Source organism: Acidiferrobacter sp. SPIII_3, assembly GCF_003184265.1.
Classification (GTDB): Bacteria; Pseudomonadota; Gammaproteobacteria; order Acidiferrobacterales; family Acidiferrobacteraceae; genus Acidiferrobacter.
Genome location: NZ_CP027663.1, coordinates 1,814,382 through 1,834,641 on the forward strand (window position 1 = coordinate 1,814,382; position 20,260 = coordinate 1,834,641).

Genomic DNA, 20,260 nt, shown 5'->3' on the forward strand with positions numbered 1-20,260 from the left:
TGAATTTTCCCCCCCGGGCTTCCGCGCACCGGGCGTGGAAGGTACGCATCTCCCGCCGAATTTTGGCGGGAGCCTATCCCTTCCGTGAATTTCCCTGACGGAGGTCTTCATGAAAAAACGTGACAGTGTACGCATTTTCCAAGCCATTCGGCCCATGTCCAGCCCCAACGCCGCGTTGACACGCTACGGCAAGACGGCGGTGGACAAGGCGCGGCGGGCCGGCCTCAAAGGCTCGCGCCTCGAGATTCTGGCGCAGCTACAGCGCGCGCGTGGGCGCGGGCTATGAGCACCGGCGATGGTGGCAGAGAAGCCGAATATCGGCGCCTGTTCCTCGAATGCGCCGTGCGCATATACACCGAAACCAAGACACCCACCCTCGACTCCCAGGTGGCCCTGTACGCCGCCCACCACTTGGTCGACGCACTGCGCGTCTACGACGACATGCAGGCGATGTGGGGCCGGAGAGCGAAGCGCCGGCGGTTTGATAGCCCTTCGGCCCGCTTCGCGGCCTTGCGCCACCTGAAGGCCGCGGGGCTCACGTTCGCGGAGTGTCTCCAGTTTTTTGGCGAACGCCGGGAGGAGAACCCCTACGCGCGGGCCGCTCGGGACGTATATGCCAAAAACAGCGATGGCCTAATCGAGGTCGATGACAAGACGGTCGTCGCGCCCTCGGAGGCGGGTGCCTTTGTCCTGATGTGGGGCTTTGTCGCCGAGGAAGACGTGCCCGCGCCTTCACAGGGCACACAGGAGGCAACACATGGCTAGAAAGAGCATGTTTCGTAACGAAGACGATGCGCGGCAGGTCGCACGGTGTTTTTGCTCCGACCCGGTGGCCGCCGCCGCCATTGGCGTCCGCATGTTCCAGGCTGACGCAATGGGCGAGAACAGCTGTTTTCTCCACCAATCCGCGCTGTACTACCACACCGACTGTCTGTGCTCGGTATGCGCCCCTGGGGCGGCCCGCGGACTCTTCGCAGGTGTTGTTGTGAGGCATCAACCGTAATCTCTCGTAGGGCAGGCCAATTGGCCTAACGCCGTGCCGGAACCTCCGGCACGGCGTTTTATTGCCCGCGGTTATTGGGCGGGCGGCTTGAAACCGCGAATTTTGGCGTGTGCCTATGGGTGTCGACGAAGGCCACAGGGCCACAACGTCACCACACAGGAGAAGCCTCATGGCCTTCAATCGACGTTCCACCAACCGCAATACCAGCCAGTCCGGATTCACGCTCATCGAGCTAGTGGTTGTCATCATCATCATCGGCATCCTGGCGGCGGTCGCGCTGCCTAAGTTCATGGGGCTGAGCACGGAAGCGCGGATTTCCGTTGTCAACGGCACGGCCGGGGCGGTGACCGAAGGAGCCGATATGGTCCATGCCCTGGCCGCGGTCCAGAACCAGCTAGGGTCCACCGGCTCCGTGACCCTACCGGATGGCAGCACCGTCACGACCGCGTACGGTTACCCGGATTCTACGAGCACGGGTATCCCCGCGACGCTGCAAGGATACACCGGGTCGCCCACGGCGGCTTTCCCGTTTGTGTTTTCTGCCAACACGCCGTTGGCTTACTTTTATTACGAAAGCCCCGCGAATGCCCAGTGCGAGGTCACTTACGTGCAGGCGGACAATATCGGGCAGACGCCCACCGTGACCACGACAACGAGCGGTTGCTAAAAGGTATTGCCAACGGCGACGGCCGGCGCGCTTCAATCGCCCGGTCGTTGCCATTTCCTCACCATCACCGAGAGGTTTTTACATGTGATGCCGCCATCATCCGCTCCTGATGCGACCCCAGAGAACCCCGTCGAAACGGTCTACGAGAACCGCTGGTTTGCGGTGCGCCGCCGCGCGCCGTACCACTGGATTGAGCAGGCCCATTCCGGGGCCGTGCTCTTGTTACAGCGTGCCGACCAGACCATCGCGCTCGTGCGCCATTACCGCGTCGCGGCCGACGCCGCATTGTGGGAGTTCCCACGCGGCGGGGCCCAGGCGGGTGAAGCCCTGGCGGACTGTGCGGTCCGCGAAGGCCACGAGGAGACCGGCTACACGGTCGACCGCGGCACCTTGCGGTTTCTGGGGTCCATTTATCCGGATGCGGGTCTCATCGCGACCCATGTCGAGGCCTACACGGCGCGCACCACGACCCTGCGCTTACGCGCCCAGCAGCGCGCCCGCAATCCCGACGCCGTTGAGCGCGCGGCAATCCAGAGTTTGATGTGGGTGCCGCCCGACCATCTGGCGGCGCTTATCCGCCAAGGCGAAATTCGTGATGGTTTCACATTGGCCACCTGGGCCTTGTGGTCGGCCACCCGGGCGCAACGCTAAATTGAGGAGGGTTGTCATGTCAGAACAAATTGTGACAGTGCGGCTTGATGAGGACACCGAAGCGCGCCCCTGCCGCATCAGGCGCGACGAAGATTCCGAACCATTGTCCCGCGCCGACGCGCAGGCGCTGTTGACTCAGGCCGTAACCACGCCCGGCGCACCATCGTCAGTGCGTGTCGAGGCCATCACCCCCGACCCGGAGTCTGAAGCCCAGCGCTCCTGCTTTCGCAGGAGATGCTCCCTGCGGGGTACTCGCGCCAGCGAGCGCACATCACTCCCGGAGGTCGAGACCCGGCTGGATATGCTGGCGCGATGTCAAGCGGTGACGCAAGCGCGGCGTGCCTGCGAGTTCGTGGGAATTGTGAACGACAAGGCCGAGCGGTTTATTGTCATCAGCGCGCCCACGGTGGACGAGATGGGCTACCTGGTCGGGGATGTGCTGACGAAGGTGCTATCGCCCGAGGATGCCCATACCTTCATTCAGGCCATGGAGCGCCTGGTGGCGCATTATGCGGTTTCGCCAGCCGTCTGTGCGTGTCGTCTGAAACCGTGAATTTTTGACGGGACCTACCCCTCCCCGCAGTGGCGGGATGTTCTTTGTCTGTCCCAGCGGGAGCAGCGCAGCCTCTTGGCCTGGGAGATATATCTCCCGCGGTTTTAGAGCGGGAGCAGCGCAGCCTCTTGGCCTGGGAGATATATCTCCCGCGGTTTTAGAGCGGGAGCAGCGCAGCCTCTTGGCCTGGGAGATATATCTCCCGCCGAATTTTGGCGGGAGCCTACAACGACATGGCTCACTCAAAGTTCACCACCCGTCGTTTTCGCGCCAAACCGCTGCTCGGCGCCTGGGATGCCTGGAACCTGCTGGCGGCAAGCGGCGCCGCCGTGGCCGCCCATCCGGCCTTCGCCGGCAATGGGCCGGCCGCCGCGGTTGGGCTTGGGCTCTCAGCGCTCGGCGGCGCGGGTCTGGCCTGGCCGCGCGCCTGTGAATGGCTCGACCCGGTCGACGCCGACCCGCGTGAGGGGTTTGTGCTGCCCTCCGACCCGGTCTACGCCGACGCCGGCCCCATCGTGGGGTATACTCGCGATACCCACACGCCCGTCCGGGTCCCCTACGACCTGTTCATGCGCCATATGGCGCTGGTCGGGGCGTCGGGTGTCGGCAAGACGACGCTCCTCCTGTGGCTTCTCTGGCAACAGATGGCCCTGGGCGGCGGATGGCTTTTCGTGGACGCGAAGCTGGACACCGATACCCGCGACGTCCTCGGCTACCTGGCGCGCCTGTGCGGCCGCGAGCACGAACTTTACGTGCTCAACGTGAACGACCCGGAGCACTCGAACACTTACAACCCCATCCTCTCCGGCGATGCTGACGAAGTGGCGTCGCGACTGTTGAACCTCGTGCCGTCGAGCGAAGCGGATGCGGGCGCGGACCACTACCGCCAGAGCGCCAACCAAGCGCTCACCGTTTTTATTGGGGCTCTCAAAGCCTGCAAGCTGCGCTACAACTTCACCGACCTTTCCATCCTTCTGCAGTCCGGGGCCGCCATCGAACAGCTCTTGCGCATGACCCCGCAGGGCACCGAGCGCATGGCCCTGGATGTGTTCCTCGACAAGTTCCGCAAGGGGACGCCGCAGGGCGTCCAAATCGACGTGAACAAGATGAAGGACACGCTTGGCGGCATGGCCGGCCGCATCGCGCTGTTCGCGCAGGGGAAGTTCGGGCAGGTGTTCAACACCTATGCCCCGGAAATCGACCTGACGGACATCCTGCGCACGAACAAGATGCTCTATGTCATGTTGCCCACGATGGGCAAGGACACGGCGGCGCTCAACCTGGGAAAGATGGTGGTCTCGGATTTTCGCACGGCGGTGGCCAACATCCAGGCCTTGCCCAAGCAGCAGCGCCCCTGGCCACCGTTCCATGCGGCCCTCGACGAGATGGGCTCCTATGTCATGCAGGGCATCGCGCGGCTGTTCGAACCATGCCTATCCGGTTGGTTGCCAAAGCGGTGTTTTGGCGTTAAATTTGGTGGATGGATCCCAGAGGCTTCCCGACATCGCTCCCCGAATTCCAGGAAGTATTCCCGGATGATAAGGCCTGCGCAAAATATCTGGAGCACCTTCGATGGCCGCAGGGATTTTCATGCCGCAAGTGTGAAGCGACAGGGGAGCCGTATCGCTTTGCAAAACGAACGTCGGTTGTTTTGCGCTGTCGCACCTGCCAGGCCAATGTGTCGCTTACTGCCAATACAGTGATGAGGGCCAGTCGCGTGCCATTGTCCATTTGGTTTTGGGGAGCCTATCTCGTCACGACACAAACGCCAGGCCAATCGGCACTTCAGTTTCAACGGCAACTGGGGTTATCTCGCTATGAGACGGCCTTTCAACTTTTGCATAAACTTCGCGCGGGCATGGTCAGACCAGAGCGCGACACCATCGGATCGCTATATCCGGTCGAAGTTGACGAGGCTCTTGTTGGCGGGCGCACAAAGGGTCAGGGTCGCGGAGTTCACCGTATGGCCACAGTAGTTGGCGCTATTGAAATTCGTCAAAAGTCGGTCAAGAAAAATGGCGAACTTCCAAATAGGAAGAATTACGCGGGGCGACTGCGATTGCGCGTCGTTCCCAATCGCGAGTCCAAAACGCTTACGGCGTTTGTGCGTGACAGCGCGGCAAACGGGGCGATTGTGCGCACCGATGGTTGGCGCGGGTACGATGACTTGGCGACTATGGGGTACACGCACAAACCACTGGTACTGAACGGCGATCCCGAAAGGACAGAAGCTCACCTGCCGATGATTCACATTGCCTTCTCAAATTTGAAAACCTGGCTGCTCGGAACCCATCATGGCGTCAGTCATAAGCATCTGCAGGCGTATCTCAATGAGTTTGTGTTTCGCTTTAATCGTCGCTTCTATCCGATGACAGCATTCAACTCAGTTCTTGGGTTGGCTGCCAACGCAAAGGCTCCCACGTACGAAATGCTGTACAGTGGCAAATGGACTCACCAAAAAACTTGATTGGCAACCAACCGGATAGGCATGGTTCGAACAGGCGCGTTCCGCGCGCATAGCGCTTCTGCCGGGCTTCCAGGCCTTCGGCAACCTGCGGGACATCTCCCCGGAATTCGCCGACATCATCATGCAGAACACCTGGGAAAAGGCGTTCTTCCGCTTTGGGGGCAACGACTCGGCCGAGGCCGCCGCGGAGATGCTCGGCAAGGTGCGGCGCTTCCAGTATGGCATCTCCACCTCGGAGTCGAGCGGCGAGTCCGCGCATGTCATTCGCGCGGCGCCGCAGTCGTCGCAGAGCGCCTCCGGCAATGTGGGCCAAAGCTGGTCAGAGCGCGAGGATTATCGCGTCTCCGTGGACAAACTGGCCGGTCTTCCGATAGGTGAGGCCATCCTCACCATCGGCGCCCGCACTTACCACGTCGTCACCCCGCTGCTGCGCACGCCCATTGATACGCTGGAGGCGGACGACCCCCGCCGGGCGTCGTACGTATTTTCTCCGATGCGGCACCCCACACGTGTCCCGGACGGAGAGCAAGGGCTGCATTTCGGACAGCGTTACGCGGACTTCATGGCAGGGTAGTGCATGTCAACAGTCTTTTTGCTTGCCGCGGCATTCATCATCCTGCTCATCATCCTGAGCAAGATTCCGGGCGTGGAACACCTGGTAAAGCCGCTCGTCGGCGGAGTGACTTGGGTGTTCTCGACGTTCATGGGCGGCGTTGGCGGGTGGCTGCTGTGGGGCGTCAAGACCACCGTTCGCAGCCACGCGTCGCTCCTGACGCACCTCTTCACCCCGCGGATGGGGCTCGACCCGGCCGAGCGCATCAAGGCCGCGAACCGCAAGCTTGGGTTGCGGCAGTAACGCCTTTCGGCCCGAAGGTGCACCTCTATGCCGTAAGGCGTGGAGATGAGCAAGCAACAAGGCGAGAGCAGGAAAGCCCGGCGCGGATTAATGCGCAGCCAATTTCAAGCGGGGCCTATAGGGCGGACACTTCCGCAACAAGAGGTTTCGTCTATGTCAGAGATTTCCCCACCCCGCCGGCGCCTTCGGCGTTTCGCCCAGGATTTCGGCCCACTGCTTGCCATCAGTGATACGAGGCGCGTCGGTCTTCGGTGGACAGAGTGCGCGGCGCCGCGCGGCGTGTCCCCAAGAAACAGTAGGACAAAAGCAGCCCTGGGCCAACCCTAATGTCGCTGAATTTTACCAGCCTCCTCCTTGAGGCGGCTCCTCCGCATTGGGCCCATACCGCCATCGAGGCCTTCCCTGAGGACCGATTTCGGCGCGGGCTGCCATTTGTGACCGTTCACGAATGGCAGGCCTGCGGGGACATCAACGTGTTCGCGGTCACCGGCACTCGCCACCCCGACTACCAGGGCCTGACTTGGCTTGAATTCCTGGCGCAGGGCAAACGCATGTCACTCAACCATCGTCTCTGGGAAGAGAATCCAGGCTACTACCGCGATGAAGCGCGGAAACTGCCCGAGATGTCGTATATCTCCCTCGACGGTTTTTCGTGGTATGTAGACAGCGATGGAAACCATCGCACCGCCATCGCGCGCTTCGATTTCGCCGCGGACACACGGACCCAACTGCGTGGCGTCGCGCTCTCGCACTATCGACTCGACGAGGCATTTCGCGTGTTGTTCACCCAGGCCTCGGACATCGTGGTGCAGCGGCGCCTCGGCCTCCTGCGACACGACAACCAACTTGTCCGGCGCGACGATGCGGCCGGCTGGAAACGCGACCGGCACGCCAACACGGCGATGCTGGAGACCCCGCGGGCCGCGCTGCGGGTCGCTTGGCCGAACGCTCTCGACACCGAAGGGCTGCGCCACCTCATTGCCGCGCTGGAACGTCCCGCGTGGCGGCGTTGGTTTGCGCGCAGCTGATGCGGAAACAGCACGTCGCAGGGTGGTTTTCGGCGGCAGAAAAAATGGCCGGGGGAACCCCGGCCAACAAACATGGGCTCAAAGGCGCAGAATGTCAGATAGGGATTCCCCCGTCTCCTCGCCCCACTGCTCGCGAGGAGCCAGCTCCTGCCCACTGCTGTCGTAGTCCCGCCCACAGTCACAGGTGTTGGTGAATCCCTCCAGCACCACGAGGCGACCGCACGTGCAACGCCCTTCGGCCGGGATGCGGCGATACTGCACGTGCTCCAGCAGGCCGACAAACTCCACGCGCCGGCCATGGACCGCTCCGCGACAGCAGGCCTCGTAATTCGCCTGAGCGACGGGTCGCCCCGCCAAGTCGGGGATGCCGGTCGCGTCGCACGGGAACTGAAAGCCCGCGCCGGCGTCGTCTGTGGTGACGTACACCAGGAAATACTCGGTGTCTTCCTCGGTGCGTGCCGGTTGCAGAATGTTCACTGGTCCTCCTCCGTGTCGATGAGCAGCTCGCAGATGGGAACCTCCACGAAACCGCACCGAATACGGCGCCCCGTGTGCCGCACGATACCCGCACGCTCCAACGCCTCGAGCACGCCCTCGTTCTCGCTATAGTCCTTGACGAACACCTCCGTCGACTTGAGCGGGAGTTCCGGGATGTTCACCGTGGCGGTGGCGTAGGGCTCGCCGGTCTCGATGTCGCTGAGGTGGATGGTCGTGCGCTGGTTGTCGCGATAGCGCGAGAACAACACGCGCAGATGGGTGCCCCGGACCGTCACGAAGAACGGGCCTTGGGCCGCTGTGCGCTTGGTTGTGACAGGTGGCATAAAACCTCCTACGGGTTGTTGAACACCCGGAGATAGGCCCGCGGCAAGATTCGGCTGTTTCGCGCCCGAATTTCTGCCTGGGCCTATACACGCCCCCTGGAGGCGTTATGAAAATCCACCTAGTCAGCGACGTCCACCTGGCCTCTTGGCGGCAACGGCCACCCCCACACAGAGGGGGTTATTCACCCCCCTTCGACGCGTGGCCGAAAGAGGCCGACGTGACGGTCTTCGCGGGAGACATCGGTCCCGGCGTGCAAGGGCTCCAGTGGGCGGGCGGCCAGGCACGCCGGTGGAACCGGCCCATACTCTATGTCCCGGGCAATCACGAGTTCTATGGGCACGACCTGCCCACGCTGCGCGCGGCTTTGCGGGAGCAGGCGAAGGCTGAGGCCCGGGTCACCCTCCTCGACGACGCCGTCGTTATCCTGGGCGGCGTCCGGTTTATCGGCTCCACCTTGTGGACCGACTATCTCAACGGCGGCGCCGACCGGGCGGCCCACATGGCCGCGGCCGCTGTCGGCCTGTCCGACCACATTCGCATCCGTATGGCGGGCCGGGCCTTCACGCCGGATGACGCGCTGAAGCTGCACGAGGCATCGCGGCAATTCATCGAGGCCGAGTTGAGCAAGTCCTTTGACGGCCCGACCGTCGTGGTCACGCATCACTGCCCGAGCCCGCGGTGCCATCACCCCTCCTTCGAGAACAACGTCCTGGCTGCGGCATTTTGCTCGGACCTAGAGGAGGTGATTCACCGATACCAACCGGCGGCGTGGATATGCGGCCACACGCACGCGGCGGTCGACTTTCAGGTCGGCCGGACGCGTGTGGTCAACAATCCCGTGGGTTACCCTGGCGAGACCATCCCAGGGATTCCCGCCAACATCATCGAGGTCTAGGCGAATCTGCCGTTGGCCCTACAGCCCTCGTGTTCAACGAGGATGAGGTGGGTTATGAGTCTCAAGACGTGGAAACAGGAGTTTTACCCCGTCCCGGCCAATAGTCCGGAGGCGCTAGCAACCTTGAGAGCCGCCGTGGAGCATTCGCTGCGCAAGTGGCGCGGGTTGCGCCTGAAAGCGCTGCTCAAGCACGACGTGTGTTTATCCGACAAGCTCACCGTCGGCCGTCGACGGGTGTGTGGCCAAGATGGACGACTGGCGATAGACTCCGGCAGTTGTGCCCTCTGCTGGAGCGCGGACGTCAGTTGTGATTCCTGCCTCCTGGCCCGAGTCTCGGGGTTCCCGTGCGACGCGGAAGGCGAGGGCCCCTGGCGAGCATTCTATCGCGACGACGACCCCGAGCCGATGATTGCGCTGCTGGAGAAGGCCTTAGCCAACACTTGACGCGTTGTTCGGTCACGACCCTCACTCCCGTGAGGGTCGTTTTTTTAGCTGACGGTAAGGAGGACGTCCGCCGTTAATTTGTCCGATGCGCGCGAAATCCGAGAACGCCGAGATGCTGGTCCTTGACGCGCGGAAGCACGCAGGGCTAGGACAACGGTAACCGTACCTTTGGCCATACGACGCCTCTGTGGGGGTGGACAACCCCCTCTTTGTGGGGGTTGAGCACGGGTCCTGCACATTTCACGCGTCTACTCCGCGGGTCGCTTCGAGCCGCGCACCCACTCGAGGGCCGCGGACAAGGCGGCCTCCGCATCCGTGTACAGCGGCCCGGCTTTGTCAGACCCCGCGACGTGCAGAATGTACGCGGGCACGACACGGCCCTTCCGCAGGCACGTCGATACCTCGATGGTTACGGACAACAGGCTATGCCCCCTCTGGGCATTGCCGGCCGGGACGGCGGGGCCGGTCTCGTGGAGAGGCATCACGGTGATACCCGGCCGGTACACGTCGGGCGGAGCGCCCGGGTCTCGCACTTGGGCAAGGGATACCGCCAGCGCGGGGGCTACGGTCTGCCGCACGGCTCGCTGCGCCGCATCGAGCAGGTTAGTCGTGGCGGTCATGGTGATAAGCCGGACCCCCATCCGAAGCTTTAAGAGGGCGGCCGGCAATTCGCGGTCGTCCTGCGGGGATTTCTCGGGAGCGTGGATTGGTGGGGCTATGGTCATTTTGACCCTCCGTTCTGTGGGTTAAGGCGGGTTTCGGACGGCACGCGAAGACGGCCCCCGAGCCCTACGCCCATCGCCTTAGGCCCTCCCGGGAATTCACGGGCCTCTTGGGAGCGACCCACGGGGGACGGAACGAGGTCTCCCAAAAAGAAAAATCAGGCCGCGGGCAGCGGCCTGATTGAAAGAAAGTGGCACGGCGGTTAGCCGGCGCTCTTTTTGGTGAGAAGAGCCAGCACCTCTTCCCGGCTTTTCCCGGAAAGCTTGCTGTCGCGTTGTCGCGCGCGGTCTGCCGTGGTCTTACCAGCGCGGCGTAGGGCGGCCGGGGTGCCCGCTTGCATGGGTTGCATCGGCTGGAACATACGAACGACATTGGACTTGGCCTTGGTCATGGATTTTCTCCTCGCGCCTGATAAGGCGCGAAATTATGGGACACGCGGGGATAGGCACAGCGAAAAATTCGCGGTCTTCGTTATAGGCCCGCCCGTGAATTCAGGCGGGGGGCCTATAAGCCTCATGCGCAAAAATCCTGATGCGGAATATCGCCCTTGTTGCTGCCGGTGTTGGCTCCTAGGAGAAACCCGAAACACCTCGCACGGAGACCGCCCAGGTCGACGCGGTGTTGTATCAGCGCGGGCTGGCGCCCGAGCCGCCTCAAAAGCCAGCTTGTGCTTAGCCGGCGCCGTGGCGAGAATACGCGACATGTTCCCCGGGCGCAGAAAATCACCCGTAGTGGTAGCCGCTGAAAAGGCCGCTCAATCCACCCTGGACAATCTGTGGGGCGACGGGGGTTTTCCGGTTGACCCATTTCGGCTGGCCAAACAGCTTGGATTGGAGGTGTGGAGCGCCGCCCTTAATGAAGGGGTAGCTGGGCAGCTCGCCAAAGTGCCCGGGCGAGCGCCTGTCGTCATACTCAACCGGGTCGACCCGCGTAATCGGCAACGCTTTACCTGCGCTCACGAACTCGGGCATTACTACCAGCGGGTCAAGCAACAAGAAGCTTGCGATTACGCGGACACCAGCACTTACGCGTACGTGGATTTCCGGGACGGGCGTTCCAGCTCCGGCACAGATATGGAGGAACAGTTCGCGAACGCGTTTGCAGCTGCCCTGCTGATGCCGGCCGAAGCGGTTAAAAAAGCTGCACAAAAGGGCTGGAACCTGTTGGTGCTCGCGGATTTCTTCGGCGTATCGGCCGAGGCAATGAGATTTAGACTGTGTAACCTCGGCCTTGAAGCCGCCGACTGACGGTGGCATCGCCTACCGAGGAAGCTTCACCAGACTCCGGGTCCGCAGACTCGAGCTTGGCCGCGCGGCTACTTCAGCAGCTTAAAGTCCCCGAGCAAGAACCCGCCCAACCGTCCCAACCGAGCGTCGAGAGTTTTGCGGAACGAATGGGCGACGACCCCGACAAGACTCGCAACCACCTCGAAAATAAGGACCTCAACAATAACATCGAACTCCGTACCTGGTACGGCCGCGGTTTCTTTTGGCTACTTGTCACTGAGCTCGTTGTATTGAACGGGTTTTTCTTGGCCCGCGGCTTGGGCTGTCTACACTTCAACTCCGTGGATTTCAACGTCTACGTCGGAGGCACGCTCCTCCAGACCTTCGGCGTTATCCTTGTCATTGCGCGTGGCCTGTTCAAGGCGTAGCGCTTTCCTGCGCGCGAACATGATTACCAGGCAAGCCATTTTTCCAGTTTCTCAACTTCGACGCAGCATGCGGGGCATGAAGGGAGGCATGGCCTATTAACTCGTCCACCCCCTTTGTGTGGGGGTGAATTTCCGGCGGGGCCTAAGCGGCGATAGTCAAAGTTGAGGCTGACCCCATGACCCTTCTCGCCGTCTTGCTGTTTTATCTCGTGTGCGGCAGCGCGCTGGCCGTTTCCCTCCTGCACCCTTGGCCGGGGAGTTCGTTGTTGACAATGCTCACCCTACTGGCGATATTCAATTCGGGAAATATGCTGGCGGAAGGACTCGATGACGTGCTGAGGTTTTGGCCGAGACACGGGGCGTGCAGTTTCTGGGAGGACTCCGGCGCGCCGCCAGAGTGGCGGGACTTGCTGAAGGCCCGCGACCTCGCAGCGGCACGGTACCGTCGCCAGTATATGCCGCCCATACCGGAGAGTTTGCGGCTCGCTCTCGAGTGGGGTATGTGGGTCGTGGGCGGCGCGGGGTTGTTGGTCCTGACATTCCGTATCGGCGTCTATCCGTACGAGAGGCCCTCGCCCTCGGCCGCCCGCACTGTCGGTTGGCTGAGCTTCGCCGTGGTCATCGCCATGGGGACCCTGTACGGGGTGTGGGCCATCGCGGACCTTGTGGGGCGTGGCGTGCGCGCACGGCGAGAGCGCCCGCGGGAAGTCATGGGCGAGGCGCTACCCCCACCGACCCCCAGCGCAGACGACCGTACCCTGGTGGAAGTCATAGACCTGTTGGCGCCACCCCAGGCGGCGCCCGGCCCATTCGCCGAGGGCAACGGCATGGGCTACAAACTCCTCGCCAGCTGTCCCGTCTACACGGGACCGATGGCACGACCCGCTCGCATGCTGCGTGACGTCTTTGCGCGTTTCGGGTGGGTCTGGCTGGTGGCCGGAGCGGCCCTTCTGCTGGGTCTCTGGGTCCCTCGCGACTTGGCGCCCCAGTGGGCCCCGCATATTCTCAGGACGCTGGCATGGTCCATAGCCGCAGCCTACGCCTACTTTCTCTACCTTGGCGTGCAATCGTTGCGCATCCGCCACCAGGCCCTGCGGCCCTGGAAATATTCGCCGGGCGAGTTCGCCCCGCTGTGGCGCCTTGTCGAGGAGGCCTCCGTCCTACGGGACCGAGGCCTCCTCACTCCATGCGGCTCCGCAGCTCCCTGGGCCAAATCCACAGGCGCCTCGTCCAGCCGCCCGTAACACAGAGGCGACAGGGACGGGAGACGAATTCTTCGCCGGGCCTATCGACCTCGTGATGCCATAACGAGGAGGTCGTATGACCATGACCGCAGATAACGACAGCCGCACCCCCGAGCTCCCGCCGAGAGGCACGATGCTCGCCATCGAGTTCCACTACGCGGACGGCGACGTCGGTGTATATCCCGTCCTGTGGGATGACGGGGGCGAAGCCGTTTTATGGGAGCAGTTCGGATTGACGCAACCTGTTGGCCAAGCCACACCATCCCACATCGTCATCCGCCCCAATACGGATGAGGGCCAGGCCGTGAGCAATCGGCTTCTCGCCGCGCAGCACGCGTTGCGAGCCTGCCAGCTTTTGGTCGATGCTTACACGCAAGGCGCGGAAGATGGCGGCTCGGTGGACTGGTCCGATGTCGACGAGGCCCACGAGGCGGCCCAGGAGGCCCTTCGGACTCTCCATTCCAGTTCCGACGAGATGTCCAGGACCGACGGGAGCGAGCGACCGGACGAGCCAGAACCCGCCGAGTCCTGCCGCCACGAGTGGATTGAAGGCCCACGCATCTGCCGGTTGTGTGGCAGGGATAGCGATGGATAGAGATTGACTCTGACAACTTCACTCAGTCGCCAGGCCTCCGGGTCTGGCGATTCTTTGTCCCCGCATAGAGTTTCGCAGTCCCGCCGAACCTTGGCCACACATCTCAGCGCCCGCCCGGGCTGGCGCCGCTTTTGTGGCAAGACCCGGTCCCCGGGGGACCAACACGAGCCCAGCCTAGCGCCGTGATGGGCTCTGTGTTACAATGTACATTGTACATAACACGCGGAGGACGCCATAATGCCGGATGCCACTTTCACGTTTCGGGTGGATGAGACCTTGAAAGACGCGTTCACGACGGCCGCAAAGACCCGGGACCGCAGTGGCGCGCAGCTGCTGCGCGACTTCATGCGGGACTTCGTCCGCACGCAAGAGGAGGCGGGCGCCCATGCGGCCTGGTTCCGCAGTGCGGTGCAGGCCGGCCTCGATGCCGCCGATGCTGGAGATACGGTAGCGGCGGAAGATGGGGAGGCCGAGGCCCGGGCATGGCGTGCTCAGACGCGGCGTAAACAGGCCCATTCCGGCTCGTGACGCTCGTCTGGACGCGTCTTGCGCGTACCGGCTGGCGTAAACACGCCCCCCGGTACCATCTGTGCCCCCGCCGGTTCCCGCATGGACGATAAGCGCCCCCCTGCGTTATTCTTCCGAAAAACCAATAGGTAGCAGGGGCGCGCTGGTAAACAATCGGCCAACCCGTCTTGACGCGGACGGCTTGGTGCGATAAGCAGGCGGCATGGCTACGACAAAGAGCGGTACGCTACGCGGTCAGTTGCTGGCGGAAGGACTTCTCAAGCAGTTGCTGGCGGAAGGACTTCTCAAGCGGGTACAGCCAAATGTCTTTGACCGGTAGGGTGTGCTCGTGATTCACATCGAGTTTGCCGCGACCACGGGTTTGGCCAACAGGGATCCAGTTGGCGGCTTGGTAGCAGGTGCCACGGAAACGATCCGATTGTACGAAGGTCTCCAGGAGCACGGGGCGATAGCCGTAGCGGCTCTGCCAATCGCCAGGCAACTGGCGGGCCATGCGCCCCAAGATCTTGGAGGCCAAACCCTGCGATCGCACCCACGGTAGGATCAAGAAACGCGCGTTGTTGACGATGCGATGCAGGTGCTGACGGCGCTTGGTATCGCTCCAGCCGATGAACTGATCGCGCGGCGCGGTTTTCCAAGCGGCGGCGCCAAAGCTGAGCAGGGCCACGCACTGCCCGTCGATCGCGACGAAGTAGCGCAACTGCGCGCCCGACAGGGGTGTATAGCCCAGATAGTGATAGCGCTGGATATACTCATTCCAGAGCCGCGAATCGCGCTTCATGTCCGAACGGACGGGGAGAAACTCCAGCCTTCCGAGACGATCGACGCGCTGGGTGATCTCGCACTGGGGATCGGTGGCCGCCGTGGCGACGGGCGCGCGCCGGGTATCGAAGTTGGCGGCCCGCGCCCTCGGCAGGGCGATCAAGCCATCCTCTTGCATGCGCAGCATCGCCACGCGGCAGCTCATCTCCTTCAGTCCGCCGTCGGGCTTCAACCAGCGCAACTGCTGGCAGACGCGCTGCGAGAGCGCCGTACGCGACAACTCGGGGGCCTGGGCGATCAGATCGACGATCTGGTGCAGATCCTGGGCGCTGAAATCCCGTCCGCAATACCGATGAGTCACGAGGTGTCGACCGCGATGTCGGTGGGCGGGGGCGCCGTGGGCGAGTCCCCGCCCAAGCGGAGCGCCGCCAGACGCTGCGCACTCATCGTCCAAGGCAAAAAGGGTGATAAATCGGTGGGCGGATGCCCGTGTTCGGCGCAGGCTTGGAGATATTGCGTAAGCCAGAGACGCGGGTTGATCTGCCAGCAATGCACCAGGGTCATGAGAAGGGAGAACAGGGAACCGGCCAAGTGCGCGGCCCACACACTGCCCGAGCCATAATAGGCTTTGCGGCCGAGCACCTCGTTGCGCAGAGCGCTTTCGGCGCGGTTGTTGTCCATGGCAATCTCGGGTCGGTCGACAAACACCGTCAAGCCCTCCCAGTGGTTCTGCAAACTCACCAGGACTTTGTGGGCGGCAGGGGGCAGGCGCGCATCGGCACGCTGTATGCTGCGATCGGCACTCATCTGCTCGAGATGCACTCTGAGCTGCCTATCGTGTTCGGCAAAGCGCGCCGGGTCGTCGCGCACGGCCAAGCGCACATCATTGAGATGATACAGCGTGCCAATGCGCTGCACCCAGCCCATGGCCCAGGCTTCGGTATCCGGATAGCTGCGTGCCAGGGTGAGAAAGTCTCTCCGCACGTGAGCCCAACAAAAGGCGAGTAACAGGTCGATGAGGCGCGCCAGCTTTTTGTACGCCGCGTACCGATCGCACACCACGACCGTCTGCACCAAGAGCTGGGAAAAATACGCCAGCGGCACGTCTGCGCCGCGCCCGGGTGCCATCACATACACGATCGCCGAGGTCGAACGGATCACCCACAGATACCAACGATGCCCGACCTTGCCGTCAATCGACTCGAACACTCGCCAACTGGTCTCATCGGCGTGACACAGCCCCTCGGTCAACTGCTGCGCTTGCAGTGCCGCAACCACCGGCGTGAAGAGCGGTGCCAAATGTTTCAGTCCGCCAATGATCGTGCCCTGCGAGGGCGTAAAGCCGATACTCGTCCACGACCGCAACAAACGGTTCGTCGGCTGGGCATACAGGTATTTGTTCAGCAGGATCTCGACCCACACCGAGATCCCCAGTATCCCTTTGGGGATCAAACGGGCCGGCCCAGGCGCCGTCAGGATCCCCGGCCAGTCCTCGCACCGGCAGCTCGGTCGATAGCGCTTACGTCGAATCACGCGCCGATACGCCTGGACCTCGATCTCAATGACTTCGCTCTCTTCGGTCCCGGGGAATACCGTAGCGGCCTTGCCGCACCGGGGACAACGGCGCTCCGCCTCGCTGACATCATGGTCTTCCACGCGTACCGGCAGATGCGAGAAATCCACGCGCCCATGGCCCACGCTCCCCCATTGCTGACCACGTGGGCGCTTCGCCTCCGGCTGACTGTGCTGCTCGCTGTGCGCGGTGCTCTTCTCCGTCTTGCGTCCGAATACGCGTTGGCGCAAATTGCGCACCTGCGCGCGCAGCCTCTCGATCTGGCCTTTGAGTTCTGTCTCGCGACTCAGTGCCCGTTGATGTTGCTTCTGCCAATACTGTGCGTCCCACTTCAGCTGCACGTACTCTTGCTTGCTGATAGTGACCATTATCTGGGCAAACGGCGAACCCGCCGTCTCTGGCAACGGTGCGTCGACTCCATCGATAGGGGTTGGCGAGGCTTCGTACGACATGAAGGGGATACTAACGCACCGCCATCCTCGTGTCCAGCAATCTTTTTTGGTGGGCCTGATAACTCCCACCCCCACCCCTAACCCAAATCCTCAACAGACTCAAGACGGGTTGGCCGATTGTTTACATACTAACGCACCGCCATCCTCGTGTCCAGCAATCTTTTTTGGTGGGCCTGATAACTCCCACCCCCACCCCTAACCCAAATCCTCAACAGACTCAAGACGGGTTGGCCGATTGTTTACGCGCGCTGTCAATATGACGATATGCGGGTTTTCCCCAAAAAAGACAGCCTCTTGTCCCAGAGCTGCCTATACGCCCGGCAAACGGCTTCTTGACGCCGTGTTAACATATAGATTAACGTGACGACTGTCTACGAAGCCGGGCGATGCTTGGTCGTCCATACCACGACCGCCGGACGAGAGGCCTTGGACCAGGCCATAGCGTTGGTGCCGGGCAGCAAGAAGGGCTGCGTCGCGCAAATGAAGAGGCTCATCACGCGACTTGCGGATTTCGGTTACTTGCGCTCCCCGGACCAATGGAATGCCGAGGGTGACGGCCTCTATGCCGTAAAGGCGCGTTGCGGCTTGCGGGCTTATGGGTGGTTTGCGAGCGAGCCTTCAGGCAAGGTATTCGTCATCGGGCATGCTACGCTGAAAAAGAAACAAAAGGCCGACCCACAGGATTTACAGAAAACACAAAACGAACGGGAACAATATTTCGTCGGGAGACCAAAGTGAACTCCATCGACCAATGGCTTGAAGAGTCGGAAGACAACCGCAAGGTGTATGCGCAAGAAGGGTTGATTCTCGATGTCACGGAGAGCATCTGGGAGGCGCTGGAAAGGCGTGGGTGGAACAAGAAAGCGCTCGCCGATGGCCTGGGGACAAGTCGCGCGCACGTTACGCAGCTGCTCGACGGGTCCCGTAACATGACGCTCCGAACGCTCTCCGATATCGCGTTCAGCCTCCATATGCGGGTTGATGTCCGTCTGTGCGACGAGAATGCTACCAACGCGTGGGAAGACGCCGGGCCCGGCCCACTGCGCAGACCGTTCTCTTGATTCGCATAGTGGAGAGCTACCCGGACACGCTGGAGCGACTGACGGGATTTTCGCGAGAGCGTCGAGGCGCGCGGATGCCGGGGCTATGCGACTTTGAGCGCCGGGCGATGATGAAGCACCAGCAAATCCGTCTCGGGTGCCATGAGGAAGGCATAGGGCTCTCCCCCGATGTCCGCGAATTCCACCAAATAGACGCCCGGGGACGGGGCATCCACGACGGTGCCGACCTGCCCGCGCCGCAAGCCTTCCTCGGGACAATCCTTGACCAGAGCGACGACATCAAGCGTTTTCATATCCACCTCGCAATGCCAGCTTGCGCACGTAACAACTGACCAGACGTGGTACTTCTTCCCCTCCGCGGATTATCCACACCGACCGCACAGGCGCCGTCTTGTCCTTGGCCGGCATGGCGAAATCCACGATGTACAAGTCACCGTATGGGGTGGTTCCGACCCGCTCTGCCGACTCCCCCGTGGCGGCTTGGCAAAGGGCTGCCTTCAAGATGTCGGCCTGTTCCGGTCCCAGGCCAAGCAGGGACTGGAAAACGCGCGCCTTGTGACGACCCTCCGGGTGCTCAGAATTCAGGCAATACCCGCTGAGTTTGTCATCTCCGACAATGGCCCGCTCTCCACAGGGGAGCTTCACGGTCTCATCTCACCCTCGTCACTGGGAAAAGTATAACGCACCCCCTTTGGCGCGCAAAGGCGGGCGTAAGCCGGACTACTCGCAGGCCCGCTGACCCGCGGCCACCACCCAGCTCCCGCCGTTCATAGCCCCCTTTCCTTCCTTCGCGAAATACCGGGCAACAACAAGCATCGGGCCTCGTATTTCAGGCAAAGCCCACACCAACGGGTGTCTGAAATCCGCTCCTGAATTCACGAGGTAGGCCTTGTGAATTCATGAGTTATGTTTCGCGTGTCGACTTCGCGTGGCGCCCGAAACCGCTCATCATGCCGCGCGGAGCATTCGGGCGGCATGATGAGATATGTTTCGCGCGTCCCTGAACCGGCCGCCTGAAACCGCTTTGTTTTTCGGGCCCTGCAATGCTAGCATTGCGACAAGTGGGTTGCGACTACGCGGCCGGCGCGGGGCTCTCGGTACTACGGGGGCCCTTCTGCTTTTCCGACGCCGCTCGCCCTATTGGTCCGTGGGGCCAGGAGGCCAAATGGATTTCCATATCGAATACGAGCGCGAAGAGGATGGGCGCTGGCTCGCGGAGGTCCCGGAGATTCCGGGAGTCCTCGTCTATGGTGCCACGTCCGATGAGGCCATGGCCAAAGCCGAGACCCTGGCGCTTCGCGTTCTCGCCGAACGTATCGAGTGTGGTGAGAACCGCCCCATGGCCATTCGTATCGGCTTTGTGGCCGCGTGAGTCATTGGCCTTCTGCGAAGGCCAAGCGGGTTTTCGCGGCCTTGCTGGCCATCGGCTGGCGCATCAAGTGACGCCCGACTCTACGCTGCCTTCCGAGTTCGCATGACGGCCGGCGAGCGAGACACAACGCGCTTCTTCTTTTTCTTCTTCGCGCGATAATCTAACCGATAAAGCGCAACCCCCCATGACCATTTGGGCTTGTCATCCTGGTCTCGCGGTTCGTGTGCCTCCCAGCCGACACATTTGACTGTTGCCTTGTCTCCACATTCCTCCCGAAGATTCTCGGACCACGCCTTGAATCTCTGCTCTAGCTTCTTCGTACCACTGTGCCGCGGCGCCTTTTTTCCGTTTTGCCGCGCCTCACTATAAGCAAGAATGTATGCGGTCCTAATACCAAAGAACTGCGCCTCCTTTCCGTAGTCTACAATCTTTCCGGCATCTTCCACCAAAGGACTTGCGTAGACGGCCCTCTTAATTTCGACAATAGCCCTTGGCCGTTTCCCGGATTTGCGCCAAATCACCAAATCAAACCGCTTCTTGTTATGCGCGCTGAATGGGCGTCCTCTGGGCTTGGTGCCGTTTCCTCGGCTCACAGAGGCTTTCCATCGCTTCGGCGAACACTCCGGATAGACACAGAACTCGCCATTATGGGCGATATGCAAAGCTAGATGGGACTGAATGAAGGATTCGGGCGCATGGTACAACCACCAGCCGTCGCTCACCTTATTGTAAAGTCTTTGAATTTTAGACACAGAACTCGCCATTATGGGCGATATGCAAAGCTAGATGGGACTGAATGAAGGATTCGGGCGCATGGTACAACCACCAGCCGTCGCTCACCTTATTGTAAAGTCTTTGAATTTTAGGAACACCATTAATAATGCAGTTCTCAAGCTTATTCACACGCATG

General features: G+C 61.9%; 28 protein-coding genes. 19 read left to right on the plus strand and 9 right to left on the minus strand.

The genetic code is table 11. The annotated features are described in order from the left end of the window. The first annotated feature begins 109 nt into the window (after window positions 1-109). The 9 genes from C4901_RS17670 (at window position 110) to C4901_RS09140 (ending at window position 7,225) form a co-directional block, all read left to right on the plus strand. Entirely contained in the window at window positions 110-286 is a 177-nt protein-coding gene (locus tag C4901_RS17670; protein WP_168185645.1) for a hypothetical protein, read from the plus strand. Beyond that, on the plus strand, window positions 283-765 hold the full coding sequence (locus C4901_RS09095; RefSeq protein ID WP_110137058.1) for a hypothetical protein: 483 nt from the start codon (window positions 283-285) through the stop codon (window positions 763-765). Before C4901_RS17670 ends, C4901_RS09095 begins: the two co-directional genes overlap by 4 nt. A 407-nt stretch (window positions 766-1,172) precedes the next feature. Continuing rightward, the gene (locus tag C4901_RS18975; protein WP_110137060.1) at window positions 1,173-1,670 is read left to right on the plus strand and encodes a prepilin-type N-terminal cleavage/methylation domain-containing protein; all 498 of its coding nucleotides are present in this window, start codon (window positions 1,173-1,175) and stop codon (window positions 1,668-1,670) included. A gap of 87 nt (window positions 1,671-1,757) precedes the next feature. After that, a complete protein-coding gene (locus C4901_RS09110; RefSeq protein WP_145960676.1) occupies window positions 1,758-2,321 on the plus strand; it encodes an NUDIX hydrolase in 564 nt (187 codons plus the stop codon). Window positions 2,322-2,337: 16 nt separating this feature from the next. Then, entirely contained in the window at window positions 2,338-2,874 is a 537-nt protein-coding gene (locus tag C4901_RS09115) for a hypothetical protein (protein WP_110137062.1), read from the plus strand. Window positions 2,875-4,354: 1,480 nt separating this feature from the next. Next, window positions 4,355-5,341 (plus strand): IS1595 family transposase, encoded by a 987-nt coding sequence (locus C4901_RS09125; RefSeq protein WP_110137064.1) that lies wholly within the window; start codon window positions 4,355-4,357, stop codon window positions 5,339-5,341. Window positions 5,342-5,462: 121 nt separating this feature from the next. Further along, entirely contained in the window at window positions 5,463-5,915 is a 453-nt protein-coding gene (locus C4901_RS09130; protein WP_110137065.1) for a hypothetical protein, read from the plus strand. A 3-nt stretch (window positions 5,916-5,918) separates the two neighbouring features. Next, window positions 5,919-6,197 (plus strand): hypothetical protein, encoded by a 279-nt coding sequence (locus C4901_RS09135; protein WP_110137066.1) that lies wholly within the window; start codon window positions 5,919-5,921, stop codon window positions 6,195-6,197. 434 nt (window positions 6,198-6,631) lie between these two features. Further along, complete coding sequence (locus C4901_RS09140) at window positions 6,632-7,225, plus strand: hypothetical protein (protein WP_145960677.1); 594 nt, start codon at window positions 6,632-6,634, stop codon at window positions 7,223-7,225. Window positions 7,226-7,303: 78 nt separating this feature from the next. Here the strand turns inward: C4901_RS09140 and C4901_RS09145 are convergent, their stop codons facing one another. Next, entirely contained in the window at window positions 7,304-7,702 is a 399-nt protein-coding gene (locus tag C4901_RS09145) for a hypothetical protein (protein WP_110137068.1), read from the minus strand. Beyond that, window positions 7,699-8,046: a DUF4313 domain-containing protein gene (locus C4901_RS09150; RefSeq protein WP_110137069.1), complete on the minus strand. Its 348-nt coding sequence runs from the start codon at window positions 8,044-8,046 to the stop codon at window positions 7,699-7,701. Before C4901_RS09150 ends, C4901_RS09145 begins: the two co-directional genes overlap by 4 nt. Window positions 8,047-8,153: 107 nt before the next feature. Between C4901_RS09150 and C4901_RS09155 the strand changes: the two genes are divergently transcribed. Beyond that, window positions 8,154-8,942 (plus strand): metallophosphoesterase, encoded by a 789-nt coding sequence (locus C4901_RS09155; protein ID WP_110137070.1) that lies wholly within the window; start codon window positions 8,154-8,156, stop codon window positions 8,940-8,942. 54 nt (window positions 8,943-8,996) lie between these two features. Next, a complete protein-coding gene (locus C4901_RS09160) occupies window positions 8,997-9,386 on the plus strand; it encodes a hypothetical protein (protein WP_110137071.1) in 390 nt (129 codons plus the stop codon). Between the two features lie 248 nt (window positions 9,387-9,634). On the opposite strand, the gene C4901_RS09165 is transcribed toward C4901_RS09160, so the two are convergent. Next, the gene (locus C4901_RS09165) at window positions 9,635-10,111 is read right to left on the minus strand and encodes a hypothetical protein (RefSeq protein ID WP_110137072.1); all 477 of its coding nucleotides are present in this window, start codon (window positions 10,109-10,111) and stop codon (window positions 9,635-9,637) included. A gap of 200 nt (window positions 10,112-10,311) precedes the next feature. Further along, a complete protein-coding gene (locus C4901_RS17675; RefSeq protein WP_168185646.1) occupies window positions 10,312-10,500 on the minus strand; it encodes a hypothetical protein in 189 nt (62 codons plus the stop codon). 310 nt (window positions 10,501-10,810) lie between these two features. On the opposite strand from C4901_RS17675, the gene C4901_RS17680 reads away from it, so the two are divergent. The 5 genes from C4901_RS17680 (at window position 10,811) to C4901_RS09190 (ending at window position 14,130) form a co-directional block, all read left to right on the plus strand. After that, entirely contained in the window at window positions 10,811-11,356 is a 546-nt protein-coding gene (locus C4901_RS17680; protein ID WP_168185647.1) for an ImmA/IrrE family metallo-endopeptidase, read from the plus strand. Between the two features lie 56 nt (window positions 11,357-11,412). Next, the gene (locus C4901_RS09175; protein ID WP_145960678.1) at window positions 11,413-11,763 is read left to right on the plus strand and encodes a hypothetical protein; all 351 of its coding nucleotides are present in this window, start codon (window positions 11,413-11,415) and stop codon (window positions 11,761-11,763) included. Window positions 11,764-11,939: 176 nt separating this feature from the next. Then, complete coding sequence (locus C4901_RS09180; RefSeq protein ID WP_110137075.1) at window positions 11,940-13,007, plus strand: hypothetical protein; 1,068 nt, start codon at window positions 11,940-11,942, stop codon at window positions 13,005-13,007. 76 nt (window positions 13,008-13,083) lie between these two features. Then, window positions 13,084-13,602 carry a hypothetical protein gene (locus C4901_RS09185; RefSeq protein ID WP_110137076.1) on the plus strand — a complete coding sequence of 173 codons (519 nt, stop codon included), beginning with the start codon at window positions 13,084-13,086 and terminating at the stop codon, window positions 13,600-13,602. 237 nt (window positions 13,603-13,839) lie between these two features. After that, on the plus strand, window positions 13,840-14,130 hold the full coding sequence (locus C4901_RS09190; RefSeq protein ID WP_110137077.1) for a CopG family ribbon-helix-helix protein: 291 nt from the start codon (window positions 13,840-13,842) through the stop codon (window positions 14,128-14,130). Between the two features lie 226 nt (window positions 14,131-14,356). Here the strand turns inward: C4901_RS09190 and C4901_RS09195 are convergent, their stop codons facing one another. Together C4901_RS09195 and C4901_RS09200 are read right to left on the minus strand one after the other, a co-directional pair. Next, window positions 14,357-15,253, minus strand: a complete 897-nt coding sequence (locus C4901_RS09195) for a DUF4338 domain-containing protein (protein WP_110137078.1) — start codon at window positions 15,251-15,253, stop codon at window positions 14,357-14,359. Next, on the minus strand, window positions 15,250-16,806 hold the full coding sequence (locus tag C4901_RS09200; protein WP_168185579.1) for an IS66 family transposase: 1,557 nt from the start codon (window positions 16,804-16,806) through the stop codon (window positions 15,250-15,252). The genes C4901_RS09195 and C4901_RS09200 overlap by 4 nt, the downstream gene beginning before the upstream one ends. A gap of 537 nt (window positions 16,807-17,343) precedes the next feature. Between C4901_RS09200 and C4901_RS17685 the strand changes: the two genes are divergently transcribed. Together C4901_RS17685 and C4901_RS09205 are read left to right on the plus strand one after the other, a co-directional pair. Further along, entirely contained in the window at window positions 17,344-17,655 is a 312-nt protein-coding gene (locus C4901_RS17685; protein WP_168185648.1) for a hypothetical protein, read from the plus strand. Further along, on the plus strand, window positions 17,652-17,978 hold the full coding sequence (locus tag C4901_RS09205; RefSeq protein ID WP_168185649.1) for a helix-turn-helix transcriptional regulator: 327 nt from the start codon (window positions 17,652-17,654) through the stop codon (window positions 17,976-17,978). The genes C4901_RS17685 and C4901_RS09205 overlap by 4 nt, the downstream gene beginning before the upstream one ends. Window positions 17,979-18,061: 83 nt before the next feature. Here C4901_RS09205 and C4901_RS09210 read toward each other — a convergent pair whose 3' ends face one another. Together C4901_RS09210 and C4901_RS19375 are read right to left on the minus strand one after the other, a co-directional pair. Continuing rightward, window positions 18,062-18,271, minus strand: a complete 210-nt coding sequence (locus C4901_RS09210) for a DUF4926 domain-containing protein (protein WP_110137080.1) — start codon at window positions 18,269-18,271, stop codon at window positions 18,062-18,064. Beyond that, window positions 18,258-18,623, minus strand: coding sequence for a DUF6883 domain-containing protein (locus C4901_RS19375; RefSeq protein ID WP_110137081.1), 366 nt, complete (start codon window positions 18,621-18,623; stop codon window positions 18,258-18,260). Before C4901_RS19375 ends, C4901_RS09210 begins: the two co-directional genes overlap by 14 nt. A gap of 520 nt (window positions 18,624-19,143) precedes the next feature. On the opposite strand from C4901_RS19375, the gene C4901_RS09220 reads away from it, so the two are divergent. Next, entirely contained in the window at window positions 19,144-19,350 is a 207-nt protein-coding gene (locus C4901_RS09220; RefSeq protein ID WP_110137082.1) for a type II toxin-antitoxin system HicB family antitoxin, read from the plus strand. A gap of 80 nt (window positions 19,351-19,430) precedes the next feature. Here C4901_RS09220 and C4901_RS17280 read toward each other — a convergent pair whose 3' ends face one another. After that, the gene (locus C4901_RS17280) at window positions 19,431-20,102 is read right to left on the minus strand and encodes a hypothetical protein (RefSeq protein WP_145960679.1); all 672 of its coding nucleotides are present in this window, start codon (window positions 20,100-20,102) and stop codon (window positions 19,431-19,433) included. Window positions 20,103-20,260: the final 158 nt, after the last annotated feature.